Origin of the sequence: Novosphingobium kunmingense (assembly GCF_002813245.1) — a bacterium.
In the GTDB taxonomy this organism is placed as follows: domain Bacteria; phylum Pseudomonadota; class Alphaproteobacteria; order Sphingomonadales; family Sphingomonadaceae; genus Novosphingobium; species Novosphingobium kunmingense.
Window position 1 is genome coordinate 476,930 of sequence record NZ_PHUF01000002.1, and the last position, 26,444, is coordinate 503,373.

Consider the following 26,444-nt stretch of genomic DNA (forward strand, 5'->3'; position numbering starts at 1 on the left):
AGAGAGGAGAGGGGGCTTGGGGCCTTTTGAGGCCCCCAGACGGACTTGGGCCTCGTCAGGAGGTTTCCAATGTCCCATGCTTCTCCCGCTCTCGCCTTTACCATCCCCGCCGAACCGCAGGTTCTGGCCGCGGCAAGGTCGCTTGTGGCCCGGATCGGTGCCGATCAGGCTATCTCCCGCGCCGTGCTGAACGCCACAATGCGCGAGCATTTCGGCGGCAGCGATGCCGAAGGCCGCTGGTCGGTGCGAGATGCCCATGCCGCGCTCGAATTGGCCCAGGTGCTATTCTTGGCTGACGAGTCCGAGCTCGTCACCGCTGTGTCGCCTGAATTGGCCGATCGGACCTTTTCTCGCTTGGAAGCGCTGGTGCCGAGCCAGACCACTCGCAGCGACGAGCAGATCGAATGGCAGCAGTTCGCAACGCCGCCCCGCATCGCCTGGCTCTCTGCCCGGGCCTGCGCGATCTTTGCGGGCGAACTGGTGCTCGAACCCTCGGCCGGGACTGGGATGCTGGGCATTTGGGCGGCGAAGGCAGGCGCGCGCCTCGCGCTCAACGAGATCTCACCGCTCCGTCGTGAATGCCTTGGAGCACTGTTCCCCGAAGCCACGGTGACGGGATACGATGGCGAGCTGATCGACGAGCTGCTCTCGCCCAATATCGCGCCGAGCGTGGTGTTGATGAACCCTCCCTATTCGCACGGGATTGAGCGCGGCCACGATGGACGCACCGGTGCGCGGCACCTGCGTTCGGCCTGGAAGCGGCTGCTCCCCGGCGGTCGCCTCGTCGCGGTGATGCCCGAATGGTTCGACCTGCCTCGCTTCCTTGCCGGGATCACCGGCCCGGTGGCGCTGCGGCTCAACGCCGCGATTGAGCGCGGTTTCGTCAAGCAGGGAACCTCGATCACCACCCGGCTCTTGGTGCTCGACAAGGTCGATGGCGGCGATAGTCCGGCCATCGCCAAGCCCGTGAACTTTGCCGAGCTCTGCTTCCTGGTCGACCTTTTGCCACATCGCACGGGGCAGGTCGCTGAGCCGATCATCGCCCAAAGACCGGCGCTCCCGCTGCGGCTCGTCGCACAGCCGAGCAAACCGGTCCCGCTCGCGGTTCGGCCCATCGCGGCCGCGCCGTCGATCCAGCCGCTGGCTTACCAACCGCTCGATGCGCCCGCACCGATCGCCGAGCAGGTCGGGCATTATCTGCCCTACCGGCCGAGCCGCATCGCGATTACGGGCGCAGTCGAACATCCGACGCCACTGGTGGAATCGGTCGCGATGGGCTCGATCACCGCGCCGGTGCCCGAAGCGGTGCCGCAGCTGCCTTCCGATCTTATCGCCAAAGGCGTTCTCTCCGCCGCGCAGACCGAGACCCTGATCTATGCCGCAAACGCCCATGCCCGCGATCTTTCGGGCAGGTTCGAGCCCGACGACAAGGGCTGCGTGCTGAAGGCGAGCGCCGAGGGCCGGACCTACCGGATGGGCTACTTCCTTGGCGACGGGACCGGGGCGGGCAAGGGCCGGCAGGTCGCCTCGGTCATCCTCGATCGCTGGGTGAGGGGCGAGCGCCGCCATATCTGGATTTCAAAGAACGAAGCGCTGCTCGAAGACGCGCGCCGCGACTGGAGCGCACTTGGGGGCCTGCCGATCGACGTTCAGCCGCTCGGGCAATGGAAGCTCGGGATCCCGGTCGGAATGCGCGAGGGTATCCTCTTCGTCACCTATCCGACCCTTCGCTCAGGCCGCAGCGATGCGACCCGGCTCGAGCAGATCCTCAAATGGGCGGGTGACGACTTCGATGGGGTGATCGTCTTCGACGAGGCCCACGCCATGGCCAACGCTGCGGGCGGTGAAGGCTCACGCGGTAAGGTCAAGGGATCGGAGCAAGGCGTTGCCGGGGTGCGGCTGCAGAACCTGCTGCCGCGCGCCCGCGTGCTCTATGCCTCGGCAACCGGGGCGTCAGACGTCAACAATCTCGCCTATGCGACCCGGCTTGGCCTCTGGGGACCGGAAACCGCCTTCGCCAACCGCGAGGCCTTCGTCGCCGACATCCGCGATGGCGGTATTGCCGCAATGGAACTGGTCGCCCGCGATCTCAAATCGTTAGGGCTCTACACCGCGCGAGCGCTGTCATTCGCCGGGGTCGAATACGAGATCCTCGAACATTGCCTCTCCGTCGACCAGATCGCGGTCTACGACGCCTATGCCGAAGCCTGGGCGATCATCCATGGCAACCTGCGCGATGCTCTGGAGGCGACCCGGATTATCGATGCCGACAGCGGAGATACCCTGAACTCCGGGGCCAAGGCGGCGGCGCTGTCGATCTTCGAGGGCACCAAGCAGCGGTTCTTTGCGCAATTGCTGCTCTCGATGAAATTGCCGAGCCTGCTGCCGGCAATCGATACGACACTTGCCGAAGGCAATGCCGTGGTGGTGCAGCTCGTCTCGACTGCGGAGGCCATGCTTGATCGCCGCCTCGCCGACCTTACCGATGCCGAACGTGAAGCGCTTGAGATCGACCTTTCTCCCCGCGAATACGTGATCGACTACCTCACCAAGAGCTTTCCGGTGCGGTTGATGGCGGTATTCAAGGACGAGAACGGCAATCCGCGCTCCGAGCCGATGGTCGACGATGCTGGCGCCCCGGTGCTGTGCCGCTCGGCGCTCGACGCGCGCGACGGAATGATCGAGCAACTCTGCGCGTTGCCGCCGATCGCCACCGCGCTCGATGCGATCATCGAGCGGTTCGGGACCGACCAGGTAGCCGAGGTCACCGGGCGAACCCGTCGGCTGATCGTCGGACGCGATGGGCGCCAACAGCTTCAATCCCGTAGCCCCCGTGCCAATGTTGCCGAGACACAGGCGTTCATGGACGGCTCGAAGAAGGTTCTGGTCTTCTCTGACGCCGGCGGTACGGGCCGCAGCTATCATGCCGACCTTGCGGCAAAGAACCAGGCGCGCCGCGTCCATTTCCTGCTTGAACCGGGCTGGCGCGCCGATGCCGCCATCCAGGGACTCGGGCGGACCAACCGCACCAACCAGGCCTCGGCCCCGCTGTTCCGTCCTGTCACCACCGATGTGCGCGGCGAGCGGCGGTTTATCTCGACCATAGCGCGACGGCTCGACAGTCTCGGCGCGCTAACCCGCGGTCAGCGCCAGACCGGCGGGCAGAACCTGTTCGATCCCGCCGACAATCTTGAAAGCTCCTATGCCAAGGAGGCGCTTCACCGCTGGTTCGGCTTGCTGTTCATCGGAAAGCTCGACGCCGTGAGCCTCGCGCGGTTTGAGGAACTGACCGGACTCAGGATCGAAGGCCCCGACGGATCGATGGTCGACGACCTGCCGACGATCCAGCGCTGGCTCAACCGCATACTCGCGCTGCCGATCGCTCTGCAGAACGGCATCTTCGACGAGTTCCTCGGGTTGGTCGAAGCGCGGATCGATGCCGCGCGGCAGGCGGGCACGCTCGAACTCGGGGTCGAGACCATCGCGGTCGAGCATTTCGAGGTGCTCTCCGACACCCTGCTGCGCACCGATGCGCTCTCGGGTGCGACCACGCACCTCCTCGAACTCGAGATCGCCCGCGCGCTGAAGCCCTTGGGCCTCGCACGGCTTGAGGAGCTCTATGGTCTCTCGGGCGAGCGCCAGCAGTTGCTGCGCAATGCCCGTTCGGGCCGGATCGGGCTGTTGGTTCCGGCACGCAGCCTGCTTGCCGACGACGGCACGCGGGTTGCCCGTTTCGAACTGGTCCGGCCCTTGAAGCACGGCCACCTAACCGCCGAGCAGCTTGAGGAAAGCAACTGGGAGCCAGTCGATTTCGCCGAGTTTCGCCGCCTCTGGCAAGCTGAGGTCGGTGAAGCCGCTGCGAGCCACAAGCGCGAACGACTGCATCTCGCGACTGGGCTGCTGCTTCCGGTCTGGGACAAGCTCCCTTCCGACTATGTTCGGGTCAGTCGGATCTCCGCTCGCGACGGGCGCTCGCTACTGGGTCGCGAAGTGCCACCCCACTGCGTTCCCGAAATCTGCCAGGCCCTGGGTCTGGAGGACGAACATGCGTTCTCGGCCGAGCAGATCGTCGACGCTGTGCTCACCGGTGGCCGGCCGATGCAGGTCAAGGGCCGCGAGGCGCTCACCCTCAAGCGCAGCCTGGTCAACGGGACTCAGCGGCTCGAGCTTGCCGGCTGGTCGGCGGCGCGGCTTGACTGGTACAAGGCGCAAGGCTGTTTTACCGAGATCATCCGCTATCAGACGCGGTTGTTCGTGCCGACGACAGGCGCTGCGGGTATCCTCGCGCGGCTTGGCCAGTAGCTGCGAAACATATTGCCAAATGGCAACCAATGGAATATATAGTGCCATATGGAGACTTGCCATGCTGGCTTTGCAACCCGTTGATACTACTGCTCCGGCGTTTCGTCCGGATCCGATTACCCAGGACGAAGCTGCCGCTATGTTCAGGGCGGTTCTCAACCTCTTTGGCAAGTGGGAACTTACCGACGAACAGGCGGCGACGCTGCTTGATATGCCAGTGCGCTCCTATCGGCGCTGGAAGGCTGAAGGGCCCGGCCGGGTCTCGCGTGATGGCGCGGCTCGCCTTTCCAACCTGATGGGCATTCACAAGGCGCTACGGATTGTCTTTTCGGACGCCCAGCGCGGTTATGCCTGGATCAAGGCAGGAAATAGCGCCTTCGCCGGATCGAGCGCACTTGATGTCATGCTCGGCGGTGAACTCACCGACATCATGCGCGTGCGCCGCTACCTCGACGCCGAGCGCGGTGGCTGGTGACGGATCAAGAGCAAGGCCCTGTTTCCCATGTTGAGTGGAAAGGCGCTGTCCGGATCCTCCGCAGCGCCTTTCCGCCGATCGACCTGTTCGAGGACATCGCCGACCCCGCCGACTGGCCGCTGCTGATCTCGGCAGAGCAAAAGACCAATCCCCGGATCATGGCGACCATCGGCAATCTGGACCTTGTGCCAGCGGACCGGCGGGTAGGCGGAAACGGTGCGTCTTATCTGATGGCGCCGTTCACCCATGTCAGCACGGATCGGCCAAGCCGCTTCACCGATGGCAGCTATGGCGTTCTCTATGTCGGAAATGCCTTCGAAACCGCTCTCTTCGAAACCATCCATCACCATGCCCGGTTCATGGCCCGCACCACCGAAGAGCCCGGTTGGACCTCTCAATTCCGGGAGATCGTTCTTTCGGTCAGTGCCGATCTGCACGACCTGAGGGGAACTGAGCCCGCCAATCCAGCCCTTGATCCCGACAGCTATGTGGCGTCCCAGAGGCTTGCAGCAGCCCTTAAAGCGGGTGGGGCCGATGGCATGGTCTATCCGAGCATCCGGCATCCCGGAGGGGAATGTGTCGGACTGTTCTACCCTGACTGCGCATCAGAACCCGTTCAGGGGCGCCATCTCGACTATCATTGGGATGGGACGCGCGTCGATCTGGTGCGTGACGCGGGGACGGGCGCGGTCTTTCGTGTGATCGATCTACCGGCGGATGAGTAGCGGTCCGATGATCGCAGCATGGAGTTGCGACGGATGGGAAAGCGGAATCTCGCGATAGTGGGAACGCATGTGGACTTCTTCGCCAACATTTTCGACGAGAATGTTGGGGCCGATCCCTCCCATGTTTCCCGCTGCGCTTCGCCTCAAGATGCTGCGACCAGCTACTTCAAAGACATCTTTGAGAACTCGAACGGCCGCATTCGTTCGGCCGTGGTCGCCGTTTGGCCAGTCACATCGCCCGTCGAGCACCGCATCGTCTTTGATGCGGATGCCGTTCTGACACCGTGCATGGAGCCTGATGCCGAACCCGGCGAGTTTGATGTCTTTCTGGACGTCCGCGAGCGGATGTAGCGTACTGCTGCGCGGCCTGGCTTGGTGTCCTCAAGCGTGAACCCGTCGCGACGAGAATGAGCCCTTCAGCTAAATTGAGCAGAGGGGAGGAGGCTTTGCCCTGATTGAGTCAGTTGGGCGTCGATGGTCGATGCGCTGGGCTCGCAATCAGGAGTATGTGCCATGATCAAGACAATCCCGCTGAACAAGCTGGTTCCCTCGCCGCGCAATGTCCGCCGCCATAACGACCCGGCGGCCGACGCCGAGCTTAAGGCCAGCATTGCTGCCCGCGGGCTGCTGCAGAATCTCATCGTGCGCCCGGGCGCCAAGGGCAAGTTCGAGGTCGAGGCCGGCGAGCGCCGCCGTAAGGCGATGCTGGCGCTGGCGGACGCCAAGGTCCTGCCCAAGGACCACGAAGTGACCTGCCTCGTGCTCGAAGACACCGCCGAAGGCGCCATCGAGACCAGCCTCGCGGAGAACTTCCATCGCCTGGCGATGAATCCGGCCGACGAGGCCCAGGCCTTCGCATCGCTGATCGAGGCGGGCGCCTCGATCGAGGATGTGGCGCGCCGCTTCGGCCTGACAGTCCGTTTCGTCGAAGGTCGCCTGCGACTTGCCAAGCTCGCGCCGGTCGTGTTCGAGGCGCTGGCTTCGGGCGAAATCACGCTCGACCTCGCCAAGGCATACGGCGCCACTTCGGACCAGGCGATCCAGGCCCGGGTCTTCGAACAGGTCTCGACCGGCTACTATGCCCCGAACCCGGACTCGATCCGCCGCATGGTGCTCTCGGGCACGGTCCGTGGCAGCGATCCCCGTGCTCGGCTCGTTGGGCGCGATGCCTACATCGCCGCCGGTGGCCTGATCGAGCGCGAGCTGTTCGATGACGAGGACAGCGAAGCCTGGGCCGATGTTGCGTTGCTGGAGACCCTCGCCGCGGCGAAGATGGAGGAACAGGCCAAGGTCCTCGCCGAAGAACAGGGCCTCGCGTGGATCAAGCCGACGCTCGATCCCTACGCCAGTCATGACCTCATCGAGGGCTTGGTCCGGCTCCCCGCCGAACCTGCGCCACTCACCGAAGCCGAACTCGCTCGGCTCGATGAACTCGACAACTCCTATGACGAACATGCCGCGATCCTCGAAGATGAGGACAGTGCCGAGGAAGCCGTGGCCGCGGCCGAAGCGGCGATCGAGGAGATCGAACGCGAGTGTCAGGATATCCGGGCTCGTCCGCCGGTGATCGCGCCCGAACTCAAGTCCGAGGCAGGGATGATCCTCGTACTGTCGCGCGATGGCACGCCGGTGCTCCAGCCGGTGTTCTACGGCGAACGGGAGGTCGACGGCGGAAACGATGACGCGGTCGAGATCGTGTCGGGCGAAGCCGGCGAGGGCAGACGCCGCGCGGCGCTGTCGAAGCGCCTTGTCGATGAACTCGCGATGCAGCGCCGAGACGTCCTTGCGCTCCATGTCGCGTCCGATCCCGGTCTCGCGCTCGACCTGATGGTCTTCACGCTCGCCGACGCCGACACGCTCGACTACCGGGCGCGTTCGGCAACGACACTGCGGGGCGGCACACCTGCCGGCCCGATCATCGGGTTTGAGGCAAAGGATGCCGCGGCAAGCGCCTCGCTCGCCGAGTTCAAGTCAGGCCTCGACGAGAACTGGCGTGGCGGCGCGAACGTGTCGGAGCGGTTCGACCGGTTCCGGGCGCTTTCCGATGAAGCCCGTGCCGCCTGGCTCGGTCACGTCGTCGGCCGCACCCTGGAAGCAAGTCTCAACATGGCAGGCGAGCGCAGGATCGACTTCCACGATCATCTGGCCACCCTCATCGGCATCGACATGGCCGCCTGGTGGCGCCCGACCGCGGCGAACTACTTCGACCGGGTGTCGAAGGCGGTGATCCTCGACGCGCTGGCTGCGGTAGGTGGTCCGGACCTGTCGGGCCGGTTCGCCTCGGTCAAGAAGGGTGATCTCGCGATGAGCGCCGAGCGCGTCTTCGCCGGGACCTACATCACCGAAGTCGAGGTGCGCGAACGCGCGCTCGCCTGGGTGCCGGAGGTTATGCGCTTTGCGGGCGTCGCGACCATCGAGGTCGAAGCGGACGATGAGCAGATCCCCGAGCCGACCGGCGAAGCCGTCGCGAGCGCCGAAGGCGCCAACGACGACAATCAGACCCCCCGCGAGCTGGCTGCCTGACCTCCTCCTGACAGGCAGACCACTCGTCCCCCTGAAGCGGTCCCTTGGCTCTGCCCGAGGGGCCGCTTCCTCTTTGGGAAGAGAGCGGAGCAAGCTGCGAAGCGATTGGACCTGACTGGCGAACGTGCCGGAAGGCCGGATCAGGAGACCCGACATGGCCTATCGCAAGGCTTCTGGCAGCGCGCTGTCGCCCGCTACCCGCATCACTCACGAAATCATTGCCCGGCTCGAGGCGGGGACAAAGCCGTGGGTGCAGCTCTGGCGCGGCCTGCCCGTCTCGCGGCTCTTGCGCGTTTGCGGCATTCCCTATCGCGGCATGAACGTATTCTGGCTGTGGATGGTCGTCGACATATGCGGCTATGCATCTCAGGCTTGCCAAGGGCGCGTCTGCCCTAATCGAAGCCGCCGCGACCGATCTGGGCGTTGAGGTGGGCGGCATGGACACGCCGATTTCGATCGATCCCGAGAGCGGTCGATTCTGGCGGTTCCGCTTCGACGTCAAGACGCTCGCCCAAGAGTAGAGCATGCTGCAGGCGGCCGCCTATATCGTGTGCGCCTATTTGACCGGCATGCGCGACTGCGAGGTGCAGGCGATGCGGCGGAGCTGCCTGTCGGACGTGCGCAGCGAGGATGGCCTTGTGGAGCGGCATCCTGTTCGTTCCACCCTTTACAAGGGCCGGTCTACCACGGGTGAGGGGGTGAGTTGGGTGACGATCGAGCCGGTGGCCGAGGCGATCACGGTGCTCGGGCGCCTGTCGGAACGCGCAGCGCGGAAGACCGGAAGCGATACGCTCTGGCCGCTGCTACGGCGCAGCGCTGTCAGCAAGACGCATCTGTCGAGCGAGGTGGTGCGCCAGCTCAACGCCTTCCGCGATCATCTGGGCGCCGCCTTCGTCAGCCCCGATACGCCGGTCATTCCGCCCGGACCCGACGGCAAACCCTGGCGCATCACGGCGCGGCAGTTCCGCCGCACCATCGCGTGGCATACCGCCAACCGCCCGTTCGGCACCATCGCCGGCATGATCCGGTACAAGCATGCCTCGGTCGCCGCATTCGAAGGCTATGCCGGCACCAGCGCATCGGGGTTCCGCGCGGAGGTCGAGGCGCAGCGCCGGATCGGCCAGCTCGAACCTCTGCTGGACTATTTCGACCGACGGCAGGGCGGCGCCTCGCTTGCGGGTCCGGCGGGACCGCGCATCGCACCGACGCTCGACGATGCGGCCGTTCACCTCGGGCCTTGGCCAGCCATGATCGCCGATCGGGCCCGGCTGCGTGTCATGCTCACCAGCGTCGCGCGTAGCCTTCATGTCCGTTCGCTCGCCCATTGCTTCTTCGATCCGGCCACCGCGCTCTGCCTCAAGCTCGTAACGCCCCCATCCCAGACAGTCGCTCAACGACCTGTGCGAGCCAACCCGCTGCCCCAACGCCTGCATGACCGACCGCCACAGGCCGGCGTGGAGGCGGGCGGCCGACGATGCCAGGATCCTGCTGAGAGAGCGGCACCTTTCGGATCTTCAGCGCATCGCACTCACCTCCGAGCTCAATCGGCTCACTACATTGATCGACGCCATCGACCCCGCGCGGCCGGGAACTACCTCCGGCTGACGGCGGAGGCTCTGCGCCGGTCGACGCGCTGGCGCAACGGCGTTGCCGTCCTCCGCTCCGCTGCGGCCCTCCGGGTGCGCAACCGCGCCTGTGCCCGGCGCTGGTCGAACTCCGCCGCCGGGGATGGTCCCCAGCGGGCAAGCGGAGTTCAGATCATGTCATCACCTGCACATGCCGATGTCTACGCTCGGGTCACCGAGGCGATCATCGCCGCGATCGAGGCCGGCGCGGGCACCTGGCGCATGCCCTGGCACCATAGCGGCGCCGATGTCACCCGCCCCACCAACATCGCCAGCGGCAAGCCGTACCGAGGCATAAACACCGTGTCGCTCTGGGCGGCGGCCTATAACAGCGGCTATGCGAGCGGGGTCTGGGGCACCTATCGCCAGTGGCAGGAGCGCGGCGCCCAGGTTCGCAAGGGCGAGCATGCCAGTCTCGGCGTCCTCTGGAAGGAGGTCAGCCGGCGCGACGAGCAGGATCACGACGACGGGGACGATCGGCGGCGGCTTTTCGCTCGGGCATTCAGCCTGTTCAACGCTGATCAGGTCGAGGGCTATGCGCCCGAGCCCGGCCCGTTCCTACCCGAGAGCGAACGCCTCGCGACCGCCGAACAGTTCATTGCCGCGCTCGGCGTCGATGCGGTCTACGGATCGACCAGCGCCTATTACCATATCGGCGAAGACCGCATCCACATGCCGGATTTTGCAGCCTTTCGCGATGCGCATGGGTTCTACGCCACCCATATTCACGAGGCGGCCCATGCCAGCGGCGCGGCGCATCGGCTCGACCGGGATTTCAGCGAACGCTGGACCAAGCACGCGCTCGCGATGGAGGAAGCGACCGCCGAGCTGACCGCGTCGTTCCTGCTCGCCGATCTCGGGATCGCGCATGAACCGCGACCCGACCACGCGGCCTACATCGCCTCGTGGCTGCAACTCCTCAAGGACGAGCCTCGGGCGGTCTTCACCGCGTCCAGCAAGGCCCAGGCGGCGGCAGACTGGATGCACGCCCAGCAACCGTGATGCTCACGCGACCCGCGCCGCGGCACCAAGCGCGTCGAGCAGCGGACAACCCGGATCCTGACCGGCATCGCAGTCTCGCACCGAGTCTGCCAGCACCCGCTCCATCCGCTTGAGGTCGGCGATGCGCGCTCGCACGTCTTTCAGATGCGATGCGGCGAGGTTACGCACCTCGGCGCAGGACGCGTTCCCGCCGACCGCGAGGCCAAGCAGGGCGCGCACCTCGTCCAGCGTGAAGCCCAGCTCGCGAGCCCGGCGCACGAACCCGAGGCGGCCCACATCGTCCGCGCCATAGCTCCGGTAGCGGCCTCGCCGAGGCGGCGCCGGCATCAGGCCGATCCGCTCGTAGTAGCGGATCGTCTCGATGTTGCAGCCCGTGCGCCGGGACAGTTCGCCAATTTGGATCGCGGAATCCGCCATGCTGCTCTGCGCCTCTCAATTTTGGGCTTGAGTCTGTAGTCGCTACAGATCGTATATAGCGATTCTCAGCCCTAATTGGCAAGCTGCGGTCATGATTGCAGCGTCGCTCTGACGGGCCCACCGAAGCAGCCGAGGCCGTTCCTATGCCCATCCAGAATCCCCTCACACGCGCGGCCGACAAGGTGGGCGTCATCGGCTCGATTGTCACCGCGATGGGATGTGTGGCGTGCTTCCCGGCGCTTGCGAGTCTTGGCGCCGCGCTGGGTCTCGGTTTTCTGAGCCAGTACGAAGGCGTCTTCATACGTTACCTGCTACCGCTGTTTGCCGTGATCGCCCTCATCGCCAACACGGTCGGCGGGCTTCGTCATCGCCGGTGGGCGCGAATGGCGCTGAGCATCGTCGGGCCGATATTGGTGCTTGCGGCGGCTGTGCTCATGGCCACCCGCGGCTGGCCGACGGAGTGGCTCCTCTATCCCGGACTAACCTTGATGGTGGTCGTCGCGATCTGGGATCTTATTGCGCCGCCTTGCAATGCGCCCGCTATCCCCCGCGAAGGGGCTGCTCCTTAGCGTCATGGCGGAGTTTATCGGAAGGAGAATCCTCTTGTCGGAATCCAAAGACGGCCGCGGCGTGTTGGCGCTCGGAGGCTTGGCTGCCATCCTAGCCTCGACCTGTTGCCTCGGGCCTCTCATCCTGGTCGCCCTCGGATTCAGCGGCGCCTGGATCGGCAACCTGACCATCCTTGAACCGTATCGTCCGCTGTTCATCGGCGCGGCGCTGGTCGCCATGGTCTTCGCCTACCGCCGCATCTTCCGCCCGACCCGCGCCTGCGAGCCTGGCGACATCTGCGCCGTGCCCAAGGTCGGGACCACCTGCAGGGTCATCTTCTGGGCTGTGGCGGCGCTCGTCCTTGTCGCGCTGGCGTTCCCCTATGTCCTGCCCGTGTTTTACTGAGAGGAAGTCCCCATGAAGAAGCTCGTTTCCCTGATCGCCCTGATGGGCGCGCTCAGCTCGCCCGCGTGGGCCGCGACAAAGACGGTCACGCTGGCGGTGCCCGGCATGACCTGCGCGGCCTGCCCGATCACCGTCAAGACGGCGCTCGCCAAGGTCGCCGGCGTCGAGAGAACCGACGTCAGCTTCGAAAAACGCGAGGCCGTCGTCACCTACGATGACGCCAAGACCACGGTCGCCGCCATGACCAGGGCGACGGCGGACGCGGGCTACCCGTCCACCGTGAAGCGCTGAGGAGTCCGTCCCGTGACCGCTGCGATCGCCCTGCGCATTGACGGAATGACCTGCGATTCATGCGCCACGCACGTGAGGGAGGCGCTGGAGCGCGTCCCAGGCGTGCGCTCGGCCGCCGTCTCCTATCCGAAAGCCCGAGCGGAGGTCGCGGCCGATGCTGGGGTGAGCTTCGAAGCGCTGGCGACCACCGTCGCGAAGCTCGGCTATCGCGCTTCGGTCGCCGACGCGGGTTCACCGCCCGTGGGTGTCCTCGACAAGACGCTGGGCTTCCTGGCGAGCGGCGCGCAACGCGACGCCGGCGGCCTTCAGCTGCACATCGCCGTCATCGGCAGCGGCGGCGCGGCGATGGCGGCGGCGCTGAAGGCCGTCGAGCAGGGCGCTAAGGTCACCCTTGTCGAGCGCGGCGTCATCGGCGGAACCTGCGTCAACGTCGGCTGCGTGCCGTCCAAGATCATGATCCGTGCGGCGCATATCGCCCATCTGCGCCGCAAAAGCCCGTTCGATGACGGGATCGGGGCCTGCACGCCCGCGATCCTGCGCGAGCGGCTGCTGGCCCAGCAGCAGGCGCGCGTCGATGAGCTGCGGCAGGCGAAATACGAGACCATCCTGGCCGACAAACCGTCCATCACGGTGTTGCGCGGCGAGGCCCGCTTCCGGGATGCCCACAGCCTGCTCGTGCGCCAGGCCGACGGGGTCGAGCAGCATGTGACCTTCGACCGCTGCCTGATCGCTACCGGCGCCAGTCCGGCCGAGCCGCCCATTCCGGGGTTGTCGGATACGCCGTATTGGACCTCGACGGAGGCCCTTGAGAGCGAGACCCTCCCGCCGCGCCTGGCGGTGATTGGCTCATCGGTCGTCGCCGTCGAACTCGCCCAGGCCTTCGCCCGGCTCGGCAGCAAGGTGACGATCCTGGCGCGCAGCACCCTGTTCTTCCGTGAGGACCCGGCCATCGGCGAGGCGGTCACGGCCGCCTTCCGCGCCGAGGGCATCCAGGTGTTGGAGCACACCCAGGCGAGCAAGGTCGCCTACGCTGACGGCGAATTCGTGCTCGCCACCGGCCAGGGCGAACTGCGCGTGGACAAGCTGCTCGTCGCGACGGGCCGGGCGCCCAACACCCGAGCGCTCGCCCTGGAAGCGGCCGGCGTCGCCGTCAACACGCAGGGCGGCGTCGTGATCGACGCGGCGATGCGCACCAGCACGCCGCACATCTACGCCGCCGGCGACTGCACCGACCAGCCGCAGTTCGTCTATGTCGCGGCGGCGGCGGGAACCCGGGCGGCTATCAACATGACGGGCGGCGAGGCCGCCTTGGACCTGGCCACGATGCCGGCGGTCGTGTTCAGCGATCCGCAGGTCGCCACGGTCGGGCTCAGCGAGGCGGAGGCCCACCGCGCCGGGATCGAGACCGACAGCCGGCTCCTGACCTTGGACAACGTCCCGCGCGCACTCGCCAACTTCGACACCCGCGGCTTCATCAAGCTGGTCGCGGAAGCCGGTAGCGGCCGGCTCATCGGCGTCCAGGCGGTGACGCCGGAGGCGGGCGAGATCATCCAGACGGCGGTGCTCGCCATCCGGGCGCGCATGACCGTCGTCGAGCTGGGCGACCAGTTGTTTCCCTACCTGACGATGGTGGAAGGCCTGAAGCTCGCAGCCCAGACCTTCTCCAAGGATGTGACGCAGCTCTCCTGCTGCGCCGGTTGAAGGTCCACTTTGGACGGCGAACGGAACACGCGCCTGATGGTGACTTCTACTTCACACGCTGAAACCGCCGAATGGCCCGCCGTCGAGTTTCCCGGCAGCGTGATCATCCCAGACTGGGGGGCGGTCACGACGCCACAGGCCCAAAACGCCCTGCGCGCCGTCGTCGAGGCCTTCATCGGCCCCAAATGGGATGGGCTAGATGAGACCGAGAGCCGGATCCATGGCATCGTCCTGAGCGGCTACGCCTTGAGTGGGCACGCTCCAGAGACCATGGATGTCGCCGCAGCGGCCGGGCTCGCCATCGATGAGGCCAACAGCGTGCTGCGGCGCCTGGCCGGGCGCGATCTGCTCATTCTCGACGCTGCCGGCCGGATAAGCGGGGCTTATCCGTTCACCGATGGTCCGACCGAGCATCACGTGGAGGCCGGCGGGTTTGCCGTGGGCACCATGTGCGCCATCGATGCGCTTGGTGTTGGGGCGATGCTGGAGCGCGATATCACCGTCCGCTCGGCGTGCCGACAGTGCGCGCGTCCGCTCGTCATCCACACGCGGAGCCGCGGCCACGAATTGGATCGGGTCGAGCCGTCGGGGATTGTCGTCTGGTCCGGCCATCGCTACGCCGCCGGCTGTGCGGCGTCTTCGCTCTGCACCTTGCAGGCCTTCTTCTGCTATGACGCTCACCTGGCGACCTGGCGCGCGAACAGCCCGGCCGCCAGCCAGGACGGGGTGCGCCTGAGCCTTGCCGAAGCGCTGGAGGTCGGCCGGGCGATCTTCGCGCCAATGCGGATGGAGATGCTGCCATGGCTTCATACGACCTGATCGTCATCGGAAGCGGCACGGCGGCCCAGGTTGCCGTTGCGAAGGTCCACGCCGCCGGCTGGTCTGTCGCCGTGATCGATCACCGGCCATTTGGCGGGACCTGCGCGCTCCGGGGCTGCGATCCCAAGAAGATGCTGGTCAGCGGCGAGGAAGCCATCGACGCGGCCAGGCGCATGGCCGGGCATGGCGTCGAAGGCGCCCTGGCGATCGATTGGCCGGCTCTGATGGCGTTCAAGCGGACCTTCACCGATCCGATCCCGGCCAAGCAGGAGCGCCGCTATGCCGATCTCGGCGTCGACGCCTTCCACGGGCTCGCCCGCTTCCTGGGCCCGGACACGATCGAGGTGGACGGCCGCACCTTGCAAGCCCGCCATGTCCTGATCGCCACCGGGGCGCGGCCGATCGCACTCGGCATCCCGGGCGAGGAATTGGTCGTCACGAGCGAGGACTTCCTGGAGCTTGAGAACCTCCCACGCCGCATCGTGCTGATCGGCGGCGGCTACGTCGCCGCGGAGTTCTCTCACCTGGCGGCGCGTGCCGGCGCTGAGGTCACCATCCTGCAGCGGGCCGCGCAACTCTTACCGCAATTCGATCCGGACCTAGTCGGCTGGCTCACGCCGCGCTTCCGTGAGCTCGGCATTGCTATCGAGACCAGCGCCACGGTCTCCCGGGTCGAGCGGACCGAAGACGGCCTGGTGGTTCATGCTACCCGCCAGGGCGCGCCGGAGTTCAGCGTCGCGGCTGATCTCGTGGTGCATGCTGCCGGGCGTGGTCCCGACCTCGAGGCCCTGGACCTAGCCGCCGGTGAGGTGGCGGTGCGGGACGGACGCCTACAGCTCGACGACCACCTGCGGAGTCTCTCCAATCCACGCGTCTATGCCGCCGGTGACGCTGCAGGGGTCGGGCCGCCCCTGACGCCAGTCTCCAGCCACGACGCCAAGGTGGTGGCCGCCAATCTGCTGGATGGCGCTTCGCACCGGCCGGACTATCGCGGCGTGCCGAGCGTGGTCTTCACCGTGCCACCGATCGCCACCGTCGGGCTCTCCGAGGAGCAGGCCCGCCGCCAGGGCCGTAAGTTCCGCATCAACGCCGCCTCGACGCCGGACTGGTTCACCGCCCGCCGCCTTGCCGAGCCGATCTACGGCCATAAGGTACTGATCGACGAGGACACGGACCTTATCCTCGGCGCCCATCTCGTCGGACCGAACGCCGACGAGGTGATCAACCTCTTCGGCTTGGCGGTCCGCCACGGCCTCACCGCGGCCGACCTTCGCTCCACCATGTTCGCCTATCCAACCAGCGCCTCCGACGTCGGCTACATGCTCGCTTAACGCACAAAGCCATCCGCGGTTACCGCAAGCACCGCGACGGGCGCGAGGCCGATACCGCAAGCGTGCCGCCTGAGACCGAGCCGGTCGCACCAGCGTTTGCGCTGCGCCTTCCGATCCTGGCGGGACAGCGCAGCTCATGGCTCGCACCATGCGAGAGAGGCCCTGGGCCAGCCGGCGGCGCCCGCGCAACCCGGCTTGGCCAGGCCCGTGTTGACCGGTCCCTGCGGGACACGGCCTGCCCGCGCCAGCCTGTCCAAGCGGGTTTCCCTTCGGTGCGCGTGTCCGCCCAAAGCTGGCCCTAACGGGCTCTCGCTGGCGCAGCCAAGAGCGGCCTGCGTCAGCCTCACGCCAGTCAGGAGGACACGCCCATGCATGCCAGTTTTGCCGACCAGCTCGCCGGTCTCGATCTCGCCGGATTTTCGATCGGTCCCGCTCCGGTTTCGAGCAACGATTTTCCGGTTCGCGAAGCCATCGTTCAGACGCTTGAAGCGGTCTGGTCCGATCTCTTCGCGCTCGTTTCCGGGACCGCGCTCGAGGCCGACGCCGAGGATCTTGGCTGGGCCTTCGTCAACTTGTTCCACCGCTCCGCCGAGCGCAAATCGACCGCGCTCGACCGCGCCACCGACGAAGTTCGGGCGCTTGTCGCAACCGCCGATGGCTCCGAAATCCACACCCACGAACTCGAAACCCAGGTCGAGCGTGCGCAATGCGCCGAAGCCGCCATGCTGGCGCTCGAAGAGATGCGAGAGATCGCAGCAAGCCTTTATCTCAACGAGTTCGGCTCGTCCTGGAAGCCAGTGTCGAGTTCGCGCTTCAACCACGGCGCGATGCTGACCTCGGCGCTGGTCGAGGGGCGTGACTTCCTGCGCGCCCGGGCCGAGGCCAAGCGCCGCGCGGCGATGCCCGAGGGCACGCCGGTCGTGTTTGCCGGTGGACGCACCCGTCATCCCAGCGAAGCCGACGCACTCACCTTCGCCAACAATGTCTGGGCGACCCTCGACAAGGTTCGCGATCGCGTTCCCGACATGGTGCTGATCCATGGCGGCGACACCAAGGGTGTCGATCGCCTAGCGTCGAGCTGGGCCGAGCGGCGAGACATCCCGCAGGTAACCTTCTCGCTCGACATGCGGCTTGGCGCCCGCGCGGGCTTCAAGCGCAATGAGCGCATGCTTTCGCTCGATCCGAGGTACGTCGTCGCCTTTCCGGGCAATGGCGTCCTCGAACGCCTGGTCATCGAAGCCAAGACGCGCCGCATCACCGTCGTCGATCGCCGCGGTCCGCTCGGCACCAGCCCCAAGTCGGGAGCCCATTCGCCCAATTGAAGGCCGATTGGCCTTTGCGCCAGCGCCCCGGCGGCGCTGGCGTAGCTGTTGAAGAGGGGAGGTGAGCCCTTGTGCTGGTGGATCATGCGGAGGGCCGCACGACCGTACAGCACAGGAGGATTTCATGATCAGCCCCAGCATGGCGCTTGCCGAATTTACCGAGCAGCAGGCCGCCAATCGCGCCCGCGCCACCAGCGAAATCGACCGCCTCAAGCGCGCGGTGATCGCACCGCTGCGTCACCATGGCATTGCCTCAGTGGAAGTCGCTTTCGACGGATGCGGCGACAGCGGCGCTATCGAGGACATCGCTTGTCGGGACGCCAGCGACATCGCCGTCGACCTACCCGAAGAGTTCTCGGTTTGCGTCGAGGAAGACGGGGCCGAGCCGGTTCAGACGACCCTCAAGCAAGCGCTCGAGGACCTTGCCTACGCCGCGCTTGAACTCCATCACCCAGGCTGGGAAATCAACGACGGTGCCGGGGGTACGCTCGAGATCGACGTGACGGCCGAGACGTTCATGCTCGACTGCAAGCTGCGCTACACGGCGTACGACGACCACTACACCGAGCTGTGAAGGAGGCCGTCATGGCACATTGCTATTACCATGCCCTGTCCTCAGTCCGGAAGTGGGGCGGCGCGGTCGAAGACTACCTCGCGCTTCACCAGTGGTTCGATCAGTCCAAGGCCATCTTCGCTGATCCCCGGCACCGTGCGCTTCGGCACCATGCCGAGGGCATCTTCATGCTCGAAACCCTCTTCGGGGCAACGATCGTCAATACCGACGGCCGGGTCGTTCCGGTGCGTCTTATCGGTGAACAGCACGTGCGCGAGGATCTGGGCTCGATCCCTTCCTTTGCCGACTGGGCTCGGCTCATCACCCCGCAGGGTTGGATGCTGCGCGGGCATCGACTGGACGAACCGGATTCGGTGATCGGCGAAGATCTTGCCGATGACGGCGCGGTCCCGTCAGGCAGTCCGACCAAGACGAGGCGATCGGTCCGCGTCGAAATATGAGCTCCCGCTGGGGGTGGAACGGGCCGCTTCGGCTTTGACCACGCGGGATTAAACAAGGGCTGGGTCAGGTTCCCATCAAGGTGTCCGGGACCAATCCGGCTCTGGGGCAAACCTGTCCTGAAGCAGCCCCGTCGAGACGCGCAACCCGGATCAGGTCCGGCCGAGTTGCCGGGCTGCGCCCGGCTGCCCGCACCACCCGAACCGGATCCGGGTTCCCCTTCGGTGCGCTTCGCCGTGGGCCGCTTCTTCGTCGGGTTTGCAGCCGGGATGGACCCGGAGTGCTCGATCAGGAGAAGACCCATGACCAATCTCGTTATCCTCGTCGGCCGCATCGCCCGCGACCCCGAAGCCCGCACCACCCAGGGCGGAACCAGCATCACGTCGATCTCGGTGGTGACCGATCGGCCCGCCCGCAAGGACGGCAAGACCTACAAGGACGAGAACGGCTACACCGTCAAGGACAGCGAATTCCACCGCGTCACCTGCTTCAACGGGCTCGGCCAGAACGTCGCCAAATACTGCACCAAGGGCCAGCTGGTGACGATCGAGGGCCGCATCCACTACACGCAGTGGGAGGATCAGAGCGGCACCAAGCGCTACGGCTGCGAGATCATCGCCGACAAGGTCGACTTCCTCACCAAAGGCGGCCGCTCGAGCAGCAATGAAGGCGCGCCCGACATCGACGAGGACTGATCGTCATGCCCGACGACAAGGCCCCGGTGGCACACGCCATCGGGGCCTTTTTTGTGCGCGCCGCCGCGGGTGACCGACTACTTCGCCGCCAGGCGCTTCAGAGTTTCGTCGATACCAAGCGCCATCGACGCCTGAACGACCCGCTTGAGTTGCGCCGGTTCGATCGTCTCGGCGCCGCATTCGACGAGCAGCTTGCCCAGTTCGGTCGCGGCTTCATCGCGGAGCCTGACCTCCTGCGCGTCGAGTTCGAGACGCTGTTCGCGCAGTTTCTTGAGTGCATCCCGAGCACTCGGTTTGGACCTGGCCATCAGTGTTCCTTTCGGTGGCCGTGGGTTCCCTCCGCCGCCGACAATGTCAGTCGTCCGCGCTGTAGGAAATCGGTTTTTACGCTGATCGTGCGCCTGGGCGGAGAGGTTGGAGAGGTCTCTCTCGCAGAAGTCCGATCGTGATGTAGGCTTTGGGGCCGCGTCAAGGACGACGGGGCCCCACCATTTTTCCGGGCAAGCCCGAAAAAATCGTGACCCCCATCGCCGCTTCGCGGCCGCGCGTGCCGCGCGGTCCCTGACCCGGCCCGTCGCCCACATCCTCGCAGCTCCTGATGCGACGCATCGAACATCAGGAGGTTAGACATGTACGTTTCGATGAACATTGCCCACGGTGGTTTTCAGGCCGATCAGGCGGCCTTCGTTGCCGCACTGGATCAGGCCCATGCCCGGTCCTATCACAGCTACTTCACGCAGTACGTCCTCACCGATGACGAGGCTGGCTTCATCGCGGTCGACGAGGGCGATTACGGCGCACTTCCGGCCGGGATGCTGGACCGGGTTATCGACACCGTGCCGAGCAAGCTGAGCGACGAAGCTTGAGCACATTCGAAAGGAGGAAGTCCGCACCGGGCTTCCTCCTTTTCTTATGCTCGGCGACCGGATCGCGGCGCCAGGCGATGATCAGACCGTCTGGTCCTCGCGGTCCATTGCCTCGAGTCTCTCGGGCATGTCGAGCATCTTGATCGCCGCCGCCGAGATCGCCTCGGCCATCGTCGGATAGGTTTCGGCGGAGCTGATCGAGACCCAGCTGTCATAGCTGACGGTCGCCTGAAAGCCGTTGCCCTTGGGTGTCGCGGACAAGGTCACGCTGGCCATTGTCGCTCTCCATGACGGTGGAAGTTGTCCGCGATCATACCCCGGATTTCGCATCGCGCCCAGGGTCGATCAGGCCAATCCTTCACGTGCAGGATGGCGCTTCCATTCCGCCGGAAGATCGTTCCTTGGGGATGCGGGATAGGTCGGATCAGCTTGCTGGTCCTACTCCAAAAGCGGGGAACAGGGGGCACACCCTACGCGACGGGTCGCATAGAAATAGTGAGATATTACAATTTGATAGGTCCAAAAATGGCCAGTGGTAGCTTCTCCGTCAAAACTGACTTGATCCCATCCGATGACGGGGATTTGACCAAACACAGGTGGAAAATCGCGGATTTGCGTCATCATCCTTGTTCTTGACATGTTCTTGTATTTGACTTAGACCTGTCGTTGCCTTTCGCAGTGCGTTCCGGGCTCCTCGATCAAAAGGAGTCCGTGCATGACACGGCCAATCTGTCTTCAGGTTTACATCTCAAGCGAACTGTCGGCGCTCATCCGCAAGGCGGCAAAGGCCAAGCGGATCAGCATGAGCGAATGGGTTCGCGCGCTCCTGGCAAATGCCTGCGCAGAGGAAGACCTCGCCTCCCGGCTGAGCACTTCGATCGAACGAATCTCACGCCAATCGGTGTTCATGATGGTGGGCGTCGATGCCCTCCTGGCAGGGCATTCGGACAATCGCCTGCGTGAGCGAGCCCATCAGGCTTACGCCCGCAAGTGCAAGGAGCTTGGACTGGTTCCCGGCACCGACGAGGGAGGCTCAAATGAAGCGTAACCTCGTCAATTTTACGCGCGGCAGCCAGCTCCTTGGCCATTTCAGCTTCATGTTTGCCGCCGGTCTCAAGGGACCGCTCATCGTCGCGCTGCTGGTTATTTCGTGGACGTCCTGGTGGACGCTCTCGGCCGGCCTCAGCGACCATGAAGTCTATCTCGTCTGGATGCGAATTTACGCAGCGATCTACGGCTTCATGGAATTCGATCCAGCCAAGCAGGTCGCGCTCAAGACGGCGTTCGGCGGTACGGTTCAGTTCCCCATCCGTCTGCTTGAAAGCTTCCCTCCCGTTGTTCGTGCGTGGGGCCATATGCTTGGCCTGCTGGGCGATGCGATCATGCGGTCGGCGCTGTTGCTCGTACCAGCCTTTGCGCTCTTCTACTGGTTCGCGGCGCGCTTCGGCAGCCGCTCGAAGGAGCGCAAGCATGAGCGCGGCGCGATGCTCGTCACGCTTCCCGAACTGGTCGATGAACTGAGCACTCACAACCGGCGCGAGCGGGCAAGCGAATTGTCGGATTCCTTGGGATGGAAATGGCGGCTGTGTACCCCAAGCGAACTGGCCCGCGCGTTCCCTTACAAGCCCTCACATCTCGCCACGGTGACCTATCCCTGGCGGCTCGAGCAAAGCCACGCGATGCTCATCGGTACGACCGGCATGGGCAAGACTGTCGCCATGTCGGACATGATCGCCGAGGCGCGGGCGAGACGGCAGCGCATCGTCATCTTCGATCTCACCGGCGCCTTCATCGAGCACTTCTACGACAGCGGCCGCGACGTCATCCTAAATCCGCTTGATGCTCGCTGCCCCCGGTGGAGCCTGTTCGACGAATGCCGCAGCGAGGGCGAATTCTGGGCAGCCGCTGAAGCGCTTGTGCCCCATGACGGGGGCGGCGAGGCCCAGTTCTGGGTAATCGCTGCGCGCGCGCTCTTCGTGGAATTCTGCCTCAAGCTCGTCGCCGATGGCATCGGGACAAACGAAGCGCTCGCCCAGCAGTTGATGACTGCCGATTTGTCGCAGGTCCATGCCATGATGCGCGGCACGATCGCGGACCCGCTGACCGCGCCAGAAGCCGCCCGCATGGCGGAATCGATCCGCGCCGTGTTCAACGTGAACGCAAAAGCCCTGAAGCTCCTGCCAGCCTCGGGCAAGCCTTTCTCGGTCCGGCAATGGATCGAAGACGACGACGATCGGGATCAGGGCAAAGGCTCTGCCGTGTTCATATCGGCGCGCTATGTCGACATGAGCGTGTGCGCGCAGCTGCTCACGCTCTGGCTCGATACAGCGATGAATACGCTCATGACGAGGCCCCGAACCCAGGACTTGCGGTTCTGGTTTTTCATCGACGAACTAGGCGCGCTGCACCGATTGCCAGCCCTCGAAAAGGGACTTCAAACCGCCCGCAATTTTGGCGGTGCGATAGTCACCGGCATTCATGCTTATGCCAAGCTCAAGGAGGTCTACGGCGAGAACATGGCGATGACCCTGTCATCGCTCGCCCGGACCAAGCTGATCCTCGGCACGGCCGATCGCGAGACGGCAACCTGGTGCTCGGACTTCATCGGCCATCGCCAGGTTCGCGACATGGAAGAAGGCTATACCTATGGTTACAACAATGCCCGCGATGCCGTCAGCCTGACCCCGCGCAAGCACATAGAACCACTGCTCTTGCCCGACCAGTTGATGAACCTGCCGCGGCTTTCAGGCTACATCAAATTCCCCGACGGGTTCCCTGCCGCACCGGTCAAGTTGAAGCCGGTGACACGGCCAAAGATCGCGGAAACCTTCATCAGCCGCGCCAAGGATCGGCCATCGAAGAGGCTTGAGGTCCAGGTAGTCGCCGAACGCCCGGCACCGGCATCGGCGGCCAGCGACACGGCCCCTCATCCGTCGGCCAATGATGACGGAGCGGGCAAGCCGGTCGTCCCCAAGCAGGGAGAACTGTCGCTCACGCCGCGCGGGCCTGAAGACAATTCCAGCTTGCGCGAGCGGGCGAAACCGGAGGCTGGCGCGCATCTTCGCGAGGGTGCGGACAAACCATCGGTGATCGGAACGGCGGATCAGCAAGCGATGGGTGCAAAGTCGCCGTCGGGACGAGGGCGGGCTGCCGTCACACTACCCAAGGACGCCGTCCTGCGTACCGGTGAGAAGCCTGCCGAGGGCAATCCCGCGAAGGGCAAACAGGAAGCGCGTCGGCCTGATGCACCTGCGGCCAGGGATCAGGCGAACCAGACGCAGAAGCCCGACAAATCGGTCGCCCGTCAAAGCATTGCAGAGGCCCGCAAGCTGATGCTCGAAGACGGCGTGCCCGAGCAGGATACGCCTCCTCACGATGGGCCTGATCTTGGCGATCTGGAGATGTGACGATGGTTGGCGGCGCCTCCAACAGATCAGGTGAGACATGCTCTCGGTAGCCAATGTCCGCACCGCCGGCGGCGCCGCCAACTACTTTGCCGCTGACAATTATTACACGCGTGCCGACGCCGAGCGGTCGGGCGAATGGCTGGGCAAGGGCGCTGAGAAGCTGGGGCTTGGCGGAAGGGTTGAGGCCAAAGAGTTCGAGGCGGTGCTGAAGGGGTTTTTACCCGACGGCAGCCGGGTTGGCAGCGATAACCGTGTTCACCGGGCGGGAACCGATCTCACATTCTCGATGCCCAAGAGCTGGTCGATCCTTGCATTGGTGGGCGGAGACAAGCGAATCCTCGATGCTTATGCCGCTGCGGTCAGGGAGACCCTCAACTGGGCGGAGAAGAACCTGGCCGAAACCCGGATGGAGGTGAAGGGCAAGGAGCGCGTGGTATCCACCGGAAACCTCGTTATTGGCCTCTTCCAGCACGACACGAACCGCAACCAGGAACCCAATGCGCACTTCCACGCCGTCGTTGCCAATGTAACCGAGGGTCCTGACGGCAAGTGGCGCGCGCTGCGTAACGACAAGCTGTGGGAGCATAATACGCTCCTCAATGCGATAACGATGGCGCGCTTTCGCCTGTCCGTCGAGAAGCTCGGCTACGAGGTCGGCGAGTACGGCAAGCACGGCAATTTCGAGGCGGTCGGCGTTCCCAAAACGATCCGCGAGGCGTTCAGCACCCGGCGCGCCGAGATACTCGCGGCCATCGCGCAAATGGACCATCGCGGACCACATGCTACCGACACTGCAACGCTCATGACGCGGGCCGACAAGGCCAGGATCGAAGATCGCAGCGCCCTGACCCGGCAATGGGGCGAAACGGCGTCCCAACTCGGGTTCGACGCGAAGGCAGTCATCGAAAGATCCAACGCGCGCGCCGCGAAGGACATCGGCAATGTACCGGGATTTTCAGGGGCGGTCCGCGACCTGGTCGATCACGGACGCGCCCTTGCGTCTGCCTTTGCCGAACGTCTGGGACTGCGCCAGGGCGATCCCCTTGTTCCGACCAACATGGGCAATCGCGACGCCGAACAGGTGGCCGCAGTCCATGCCGTCGCGTCGGCCATCCGGCATTTGGGCGAGCGTGAAGCCGCCTTTTCGCGTACCGAGATTTATCGCACGGCGCTCGGGTTCGCACTGCCGACGTCGATCGCCGAGATCGAGCACCGGGTCGACCAATTGCTGCGACAGGGGCAACTGCTCAAAGGCAAGGGTGCCGATCGCGCACTGGTGACCACCCGCGATGCCATCGGGCTCGAACAGCGCATCATCACGGCGGTGGAGAGCGGGCGCGGGGCTGCACCGCCGATCATGCCTGCGGATGTTGCCGGAGACCGGCTCCAGGCGCTCTCCCAGCTCAAATACGGCATGACCTTGAACCCCGGGCAGGAAGCGGCAGGACGCCTCCTGCTTGGTTCGCACAACCGCATCGTCGCCATCCAGGGTGTCGCAGGCGCGGGCAAGACTACCGTTCTGAAGCCGGTTGCCGACATCCTGGCGGAACAGGGCAGGGCCGTGCTCGGCCTCGCTGTCCAGAACACTCTCGTCCAGATGCTGGAACGCGATACCGGCATTCCTTCGATGACTGTATCGCGCTTCCTGCGTCAGCACAGCGAACTGCTCGAAGGCGGAAAACCGGCCAAACTAGCCGAGGCACGGGCGGCATTGCGCGGCACCGTCGTGCTGCTCGATGAGGCGTCGATGGTCGGCAACGCCGACAAGGAGAAACTCGTTCGGCTTGCCAATGTCCTCGAGCTCGGTCGCTTTGCGAGCATCGGCGACAAGAAGCAGCTTGGCGCAGTCGATGCGGGCAAACCCTTCGATGTCATGCAGCAGGCCGGCGTTGAAACCGCGATCATGAACGTGAATGTTCGTGCGCGGGACAAGGCACTGCGCGACGCACAATTTGCTGCGCAAGGCGGCCATATCGAGGAAGCACTGCGCCACCTCGGTCCGCAAGTGGTCGAGGTTGCCAATGGCGCTGCCATCGCGGCCGCTGCCGATTGGCTCGGTCGTTCGCCGGACGAGCGCGAGAAGACCTCGATCTATGCCTCCGGCCGGGAACTGCGCAGCCAGGTCAACGAAGCGGTGCAGACCGGTCTCAAGGCGAATGGCGAACTGGGCACTGCCTCGCTGCGCGTGAACACGCTTTCCCGGGTTAACGTGACGCGCGAGGAGTTGCGTTACGCACGCACCTATGCGCCGGGGATGGTCGTGAGTGTCGAGCGTCGCCAGCGCGGGCAGGGACTGCTTGCGGGGCAATATCGCATCGCGGAAACCGACATTGCGCGTGAGCGCGTGACCCTCGAAAACGAAAGGGGGCGCCGCTTCGAGTTCCGGCCGGGGCAACTGCGGCCGCAAGGGGAGATGGATCCCCTAAGGTTGTTCGAGGTGAAGCCGCTCGACCTCTATGCAGGCGATCGCATTCGCTGGACCGAGACAGACCATAAGCGCGGACTGCTCAATGCTGACCAGGCCAGTATCGTTGCGATCGATGCAAAGCAGGTGACCGTGAAGACGTCGCTCGGTGCAGAGCATCAGCTCCAGCATGGCGACCCAATGCTCGAGCGCCTCGATCTGGCTTATGCGCTCAATGCCCACATGGCCCAGGGCCTCACCTCAGACCGCGGTATTGCTGTCATGGATAGCCGTGAGCGCAACCTGTCGAACCAACAGACATTTCTGGTGACGATCACGCGCCTTCGGGATGGGCTGACCCTCTACGTCGATAATGCCGCCAAACTGGGGGTGGCGGTCGAACGCAATCCCGGCATGAAGAGGTCTGCGCTCGAAACCGTCGATCTGCTACGGGACGCAGCCGCGAAGGGGCAGGCAAAGGGCAGGGAAGCCATCCCGTCGCGCGAGCCGCCCGAACTCGACCGCGCGCTCGTCAAGCCATTCGAGATCGGCATTTAACTCTGATGTTCGTCT

At 65.1% G+C, this 26,444-nt stretch carries 23 protein-coding genes and 1 pseudogene; 21 read left to right on the forward strand and 3 right to left on the reverse strand.

All coding sequences use genetic code 11. The features are described from left to right. Window positions 1-69: 69 nt before the first annotated feature. From B0I00_RS02350 to B0I00_RS02385, 7 genes and pseudogenes are all read left to right on the forward strand, one after another. Window positions 70-4,302 carry a strawberry notch-like NTP hydrolase domain-containing protein gene (locus tag B0I00_RS02350; protein WP_100865737.1) on the forward strand — a complete coding sequence of 1,411 codons (4,233 nt, stop codon included), beginning with the start codon at window positions 70-72 and terminating at the stop codon, window positions 4,300-4,302. A 61-nt stretch (window positions 4,303-4,363) separates the two neighbouring features. Then, on the forward strand, window positions 4,364-4,777 hold the full coding sequence (locus B0I00_RS02355) for an MbcA/ParS/Xre antitoxin family protein (protein WP_100865738.1): 414 nt from the start codon (window positions 4,364-4,366) through the stop codon (window positions 4,775-4,777). Further along, window positions 4,774-5,502, forward strand: coding sequence for an RES family NAD+ phosphorylase (locus B0I00_RS02360; RefSeq protein WP_100865739.1), 729 nt, complete (start codon window positions 4,774-4,776; stop codon window positions 5,500-5,502). Before B0I00_RS02355 ends, B0I00_RS02360 begins: the two co-directional genes overlap by 4 nt. A gap of 69 nt (window positions 5,503-5,571) precedes the next feature. Beyond that, on the forward strand, window positions 5,572-5,853 hold the full coding sequence (locus B0I00_RS02365; protein ID WP_157812453.1) for a hypothetical protein: 282 nt from the start codon (window positions 5,572-5,574) through the stop codon (window positions 5,851-5,853). A 162-nt stretch (window positions 5,854-6,015) separates the two neighbouring features. Further along, a complete protein-coding gene (locus B0I00_RS02370; RefSeq protein ID WP_100866449.1) occupies window positions 6,016-8,025 on the forward strand; it encodes a ParB/RepB/Spo0J family partition protein in 2,010 nt (669 codons plus the stop codon). 154 nt (window positions 8,026-8,179) lie between these two features. Further along, a pseudogene (locus B0I00_RS02375) lies at window positions 8,180-8,392 on the forward strand (ArdC-like ssDNA-binding domain-containing protein); the annotation flags it as partial. A 1,393-nt stretch (window positions 8,393-9,785) separates the two neighbouring features. After that, on the forward strand, window positions 9,786-10,652 hold the full coding sequence (locus B0I00_RS02385) for an ArdC family protein (protein ID WP_100866450.1): 867 nt from the start codon (window positions 9,786-9,788) through the stop codon (window positions 10,650-10,652). 3 nt (window positions 10,653-10,655) lie between these two features. Here the strand turns inward: B0I00_RS02385 and B0I00_RS02390 are convergent, their stop codons facing one another. After that, a complete protein-coding gene (locus B0I00_RS02390) occupies window positions 10,656-11,069 on the reverse strand; it encodes a MerR family transcriptional regulator (RefSeq protein ID WP_100865741.1) in 414 nt (137 codons plus the stop codon). Window positions 11,070-11,212: 143 nt separating this feature from the next. Between B0I00_RS02390 and merC the strand changes: the two genes are divergently transcribed. The 10 genes from merC (at window position 11,213) to B0I00_RS02440 (ending at window position 19,194) form a co-directional block, all read left to right on the forward strand. Beyond that, entirely contained in the window at window positions 11,213-11,638 is a 426-nt protein-coding gene (merC, locus tag B0I00_RS02395) for an organomercurial transporter MerC (protein ID WP_100865742.1), read from the forward strand. 34 nt (window positions 11,639-11,672) lie between these two features. Further along, on the forward strand, window positions 11,673-12,023 hold the full coding sequence (merT, locus tag B0I00_RS02400; RefSeq protein ID WP_100865743.1) for a mercuric ion transporter MerT: 351 nt from the start codon (window positions 11,673-11,675) through the stop codon (window positions 12,021-12,023). 12 nt (window positions 12,024-12,035) lie between these two features. Further along, a complete protein-coding gene (gene merP, locus B0I00_RS02405; RefSeq protein WP_100865744.1) occupies window positions 12,036-12,314 on the forward strand; it encodes a mercury resistance system periplasmic binding protein MerP in 279 nt (92 codons plus the stop codon). Window positions 12,315-12,326: 12 nt separating this feature from the next. Continuing rightward, window positions 12,327-14,015 (forward strand): mercury(II) reductase, encoded by a 1,689-nt coding sequence (gene merA / locus B0I00_RS02410; RefSeq protein ID WP_198519123.1) that lies wholly within the window; start codon window positions 12,327-12,329, stop codon window positions 14,013-14,015. A 36-nt stretch (window positions 14,016-14,051) separates the two neighbouring features. Then, window positions 14,052-14,834: an alkylmercury lyase family protein gene (locus B0I00_RS02415; RefSeq protein WP_198519124.1), complete on the forward strand. Its 783-nt coding sequence runs from the start codon at window positions 14,052-14,054 to the stop codon at window positions 14,832-14,834. Continuing rightward, window positions 14,816-16,165: a dihydrolipoyl dehydrogenase family protein gene (locus B0I00_RS02420; protein WP_100865746.1), complete on the forward strand. Its 1,350-nt coding sequence runs from the start codon at window positions 14,816-14,818 to the stop codon at window positions 16,163-16,165. The genes B0I00_RS02415 and B0I00_RS02420 overlap by 19 nt, the downstream gene beginning before the upstream one ends. Before the next feature lie 368 nt (window positions 16,166-16,533). After that, window positions 16,534-17,487 (forward strand): DUF2493 domain-containing protein, encoded by a 954-nt coding sequence (locus B0I00_RS02425; protein WP_100865747.1) that lies wholly within the window; start codon window positions 16,534-16,536, stop codon window positions 17,485-17,487. 124 nt (window positions 17,488-17,611) lie between these two features. Then, window positions 17,612-18,061, forward strand: coding sequence for a DUF6878 family protein (locus tag B0I00_RS02430; protein ID WP_100865748.1), 450 nt, complete (start codon window positions 17,612-17,614; stop codon window positions 18,059-18,061). Window positions 18,062-18,072: 11 nt separating this feature from the next. Next, entirely contained in the window at window positions 18,073-18,501 is a 429-nt protein-coding gene (locus B0I00_RS02435; protein WP_100866452.1) for a DUF6915 family protein, read from the forward strand. A 300-nt stretch (window positions 18,502-18,801) separates the two neighbouring features. Further along, complete coding sequence (locus B0I00_RS02440) at window positions 18,802-19,194, forward strand: single-stranded DNA-binding protein (protein WP_100865749.1); 393 nt, start codon at window positions 18,802-18,804, stop codon at window positions 19,192-19,194. Window positions 19,195-19,271: 77 nt separating this feature from the next. Here B0I00_RS02440 and B0I00_RS02445 read toward each other — a convergent pair whose 3' ends face one another. Further along, window positions 19,272-19,502, reverse strand: a complete 231-nt coding sequence (locus B0I00_RS02445) for a DUF6437 family protein (RefSeq protein WP_100865750.1) — start codon at window positions 19,500-19,502, stop codon at window positions 19,272-19,274. Window positions 19,503-19,823: 321 nt separating this feature from the next. On the opposite strand from B0I00_RS02445, the gene B0I00_RS02450 reads away from it, so the two are divergent. Further along, window positions 19,824-20,060, forward strand: a complete 237-nt coding sequence (locus B0I00_RS02450) for a hypothetical protein (RefSeq protein ID WP_100865751.1) — start codon at window positions 19,824-19,826, stop codon at window positions 20,058-20,060. A gap of 81 nt (window positions 20,061-20,141) precedes the next feature. On the opposite strand, the gene B0I00_RS02455 is transcribed toward B0I00_RS02450, so the two are convergent. Then, window positions 20,142-20,336, reverse strand: coding sequence for a hypothetical protein (locus B0I00_RS02455; protein ID WP_100865752.1), 195 nt, complete (start codon window positions 20,334-20,336; stop codon window positions 20,142-20,144). Between the two features lie 439 nt (window positions 20,337-20,775). Here B0I00_RS02455 and B0I00_RS02460 point away from each other — a divergent pair, with 439 nt between their 5' ends. The 3 genes from B0I00_RS02460 to mobF are packed head-to-tail and all read left to right on the forward strand — an operon-like array spanning window position 20,776 to window position 26,429. Then, entirely contained in the window at window positions 20,776-21,108 is a 333-nt protein-coding gene (locus B0I00_RS02460) for a hypothetical protein (RefSeq protein WP_100865753.1), read from the forward strand. Next, window positions 21,098-23,467: a type IV secretion system DNA-binding domain-containing protein gene (locus B0I00_RS02465; protein ID WP_100865754.1), complete on the forward strand. Its 2,370-nt coding sequence runs from the start codon at window positions 21,098-21,100 to the stop codon at window positions 23,465-23,467. The genes B0I00_RS02460 and B0I00_RS02465 overlap by 11 nt, the downstream gene beginning before the upstream one ends. Window positions 23,468-23,504: 37 nt before the next feature. After that, window positions 23,505-26,429: a MobF family relaxase gene (gene mobF / locus B0I00_RS02470; RefSeq protein ID WP_100865755.1), complete on the forward strand. Its 2,925-nt coding sequence runs from the start codon at window positions 23,505-23,507 to the stop codon at window positions 26,427-26,429. Window positions 26,430-26,444: the final 15 nt, after the last annotated feature.

Excerpts from the sequence above, each read along its gene's own strand:
- B0I00_RS02350 (WP_100865737.1), top strand. The coding sequence starts at position 70 with ATGTCCCATGCTTCTCCCGCTCTCGCCTTTACCATCCCCGCCGAACCG.
- B0I00_RS02355 (WP_100865738.1), top strand. The coding sequence starts at position 4,364 with ATGCTGGCTTTGCAACCCGTTGATACTACTGCTCCGGCGTTTCGTCCG.
- B0I00_RS02370 (WP_100866449.1), top strand. The coding sequence starts at position 6,016 with ATGATCAAGACAATCCCGCTGAACAAGCTGGTTCCCTCGCCGCGCAAT.
- B0I00_RS02385 (WP_100866450.1), top strand. The coding sequence starts at position 9,786 with ATGTCATCACCTGCACATGCCGATGTCTACGCTCGGGTCACCGAGGCG.
- B0I00_RS02390 (WP_100865741.1), bottom strand. The coding sequence starts at position 11,069 with ATGGCGGATTCCGCGATCCAAATTGGCGAACTGTCCCGGCGCACGGGC.
- merC (WP_100865742.1), top strand. The coding sequence starts at position 11,213 with ATGCCCATCCAGAATCCCCTCACACGCGCGGCCGACAAGGTGGGCGTC.
- merP (WP_100865744.1), top strand. The coding sequence starts at position 12,036 with ATGAAGAAGCTCGTTTCCCTGATCGCCCTGATGGGCGCGCTCAGCTCG.
- B0I00_RS02415 (WP_198519124.1), top strand. The coding sequence starts at position 14,052 with ATGGTGACTTCTACTTCACACGCTGAAACCGCCGAATGGCCCGCCGTC.
- B0I00_RS02420 (WP_100865746.1), top strand. The coding sequence starts at position 14,816 with ATGGCTTCATACGACCTGATCGTCATCGGAAGCGGCACGGCGGCCCAG.
- B0I00_RS02425 (WP_100865747.1), top strand. The coding sequence starts at position 16,534 with ATGCATGCCAGTTTTGCCGACCAGCTCGCCGGTCTCGATCTCGCCGGA.
- B0I00_RS02430 (WP_100865748.1), top strand. The coding sequence starts at position 17,612 with ATGATCAGCCCCAGCATGGCGCTTGCCGAATTTACCGAGCAGCAGGCC.
- B0I00_RS02435 (WP_100866452.1), top strand. The coding sequence starts at position 18,073 with ATGGCACATTGCTATTACCATGCCCTGTCCTCAGTCCGGAAGTGGGGC.
- B0I00_RS02440 (WP_100865749.1), top strand. The coding sequence starts at position 18,802 with ATGACCAATCTCGTTATCCTCGTCGGCCGCATCGCCCGCGACCCCGAA.
- B0I00_RS02445 (WP_100865750.1), bottom strand. The coding sequence starts at position 19,502 with ATGGCCAGGTCCAAACCGAGTGCTCGGGATGCACTCAAGAAACTGCGC.
- B0I00_RS02450 (WP_100865751.1), top strand. The coding sequence starts at position 19,824 with ATGTACGTTTCGATGAACATTGCCCACGGTGGTTTTCAGGCCGATCAG.
- B0I00_RS02455 (WP_100865752.1), bottom strand. The coding sequence starts at position 20,336 with ATGGCCAGCGTGACCTTGTCCGCGACACCCAAGGGCAACGGCTTTCAG.
- B0I00_RS02460 (WP_100865753.1), top strand. The coding sequence starts at position 20,776 with ATGACACGGCCAATCTGTCTTCAGGTTTACATCTCAAGCGAACTGTCG.
- B0I00_RS02465 (WP_100865754.1), top strand. The coding sequence starts at position 21,098 with ATGAAGCGTAACCTCGTCAATTTTACGCGCGGCAGCCAGCTCCTTGGC.
- mobF (WP_100865755.1), top strand. The coding sequence starts at position 23,505 with ATGCTCTCGGTAGCCAATGTCCGCACCGCCGGCGGCGCCGCCAACTAC.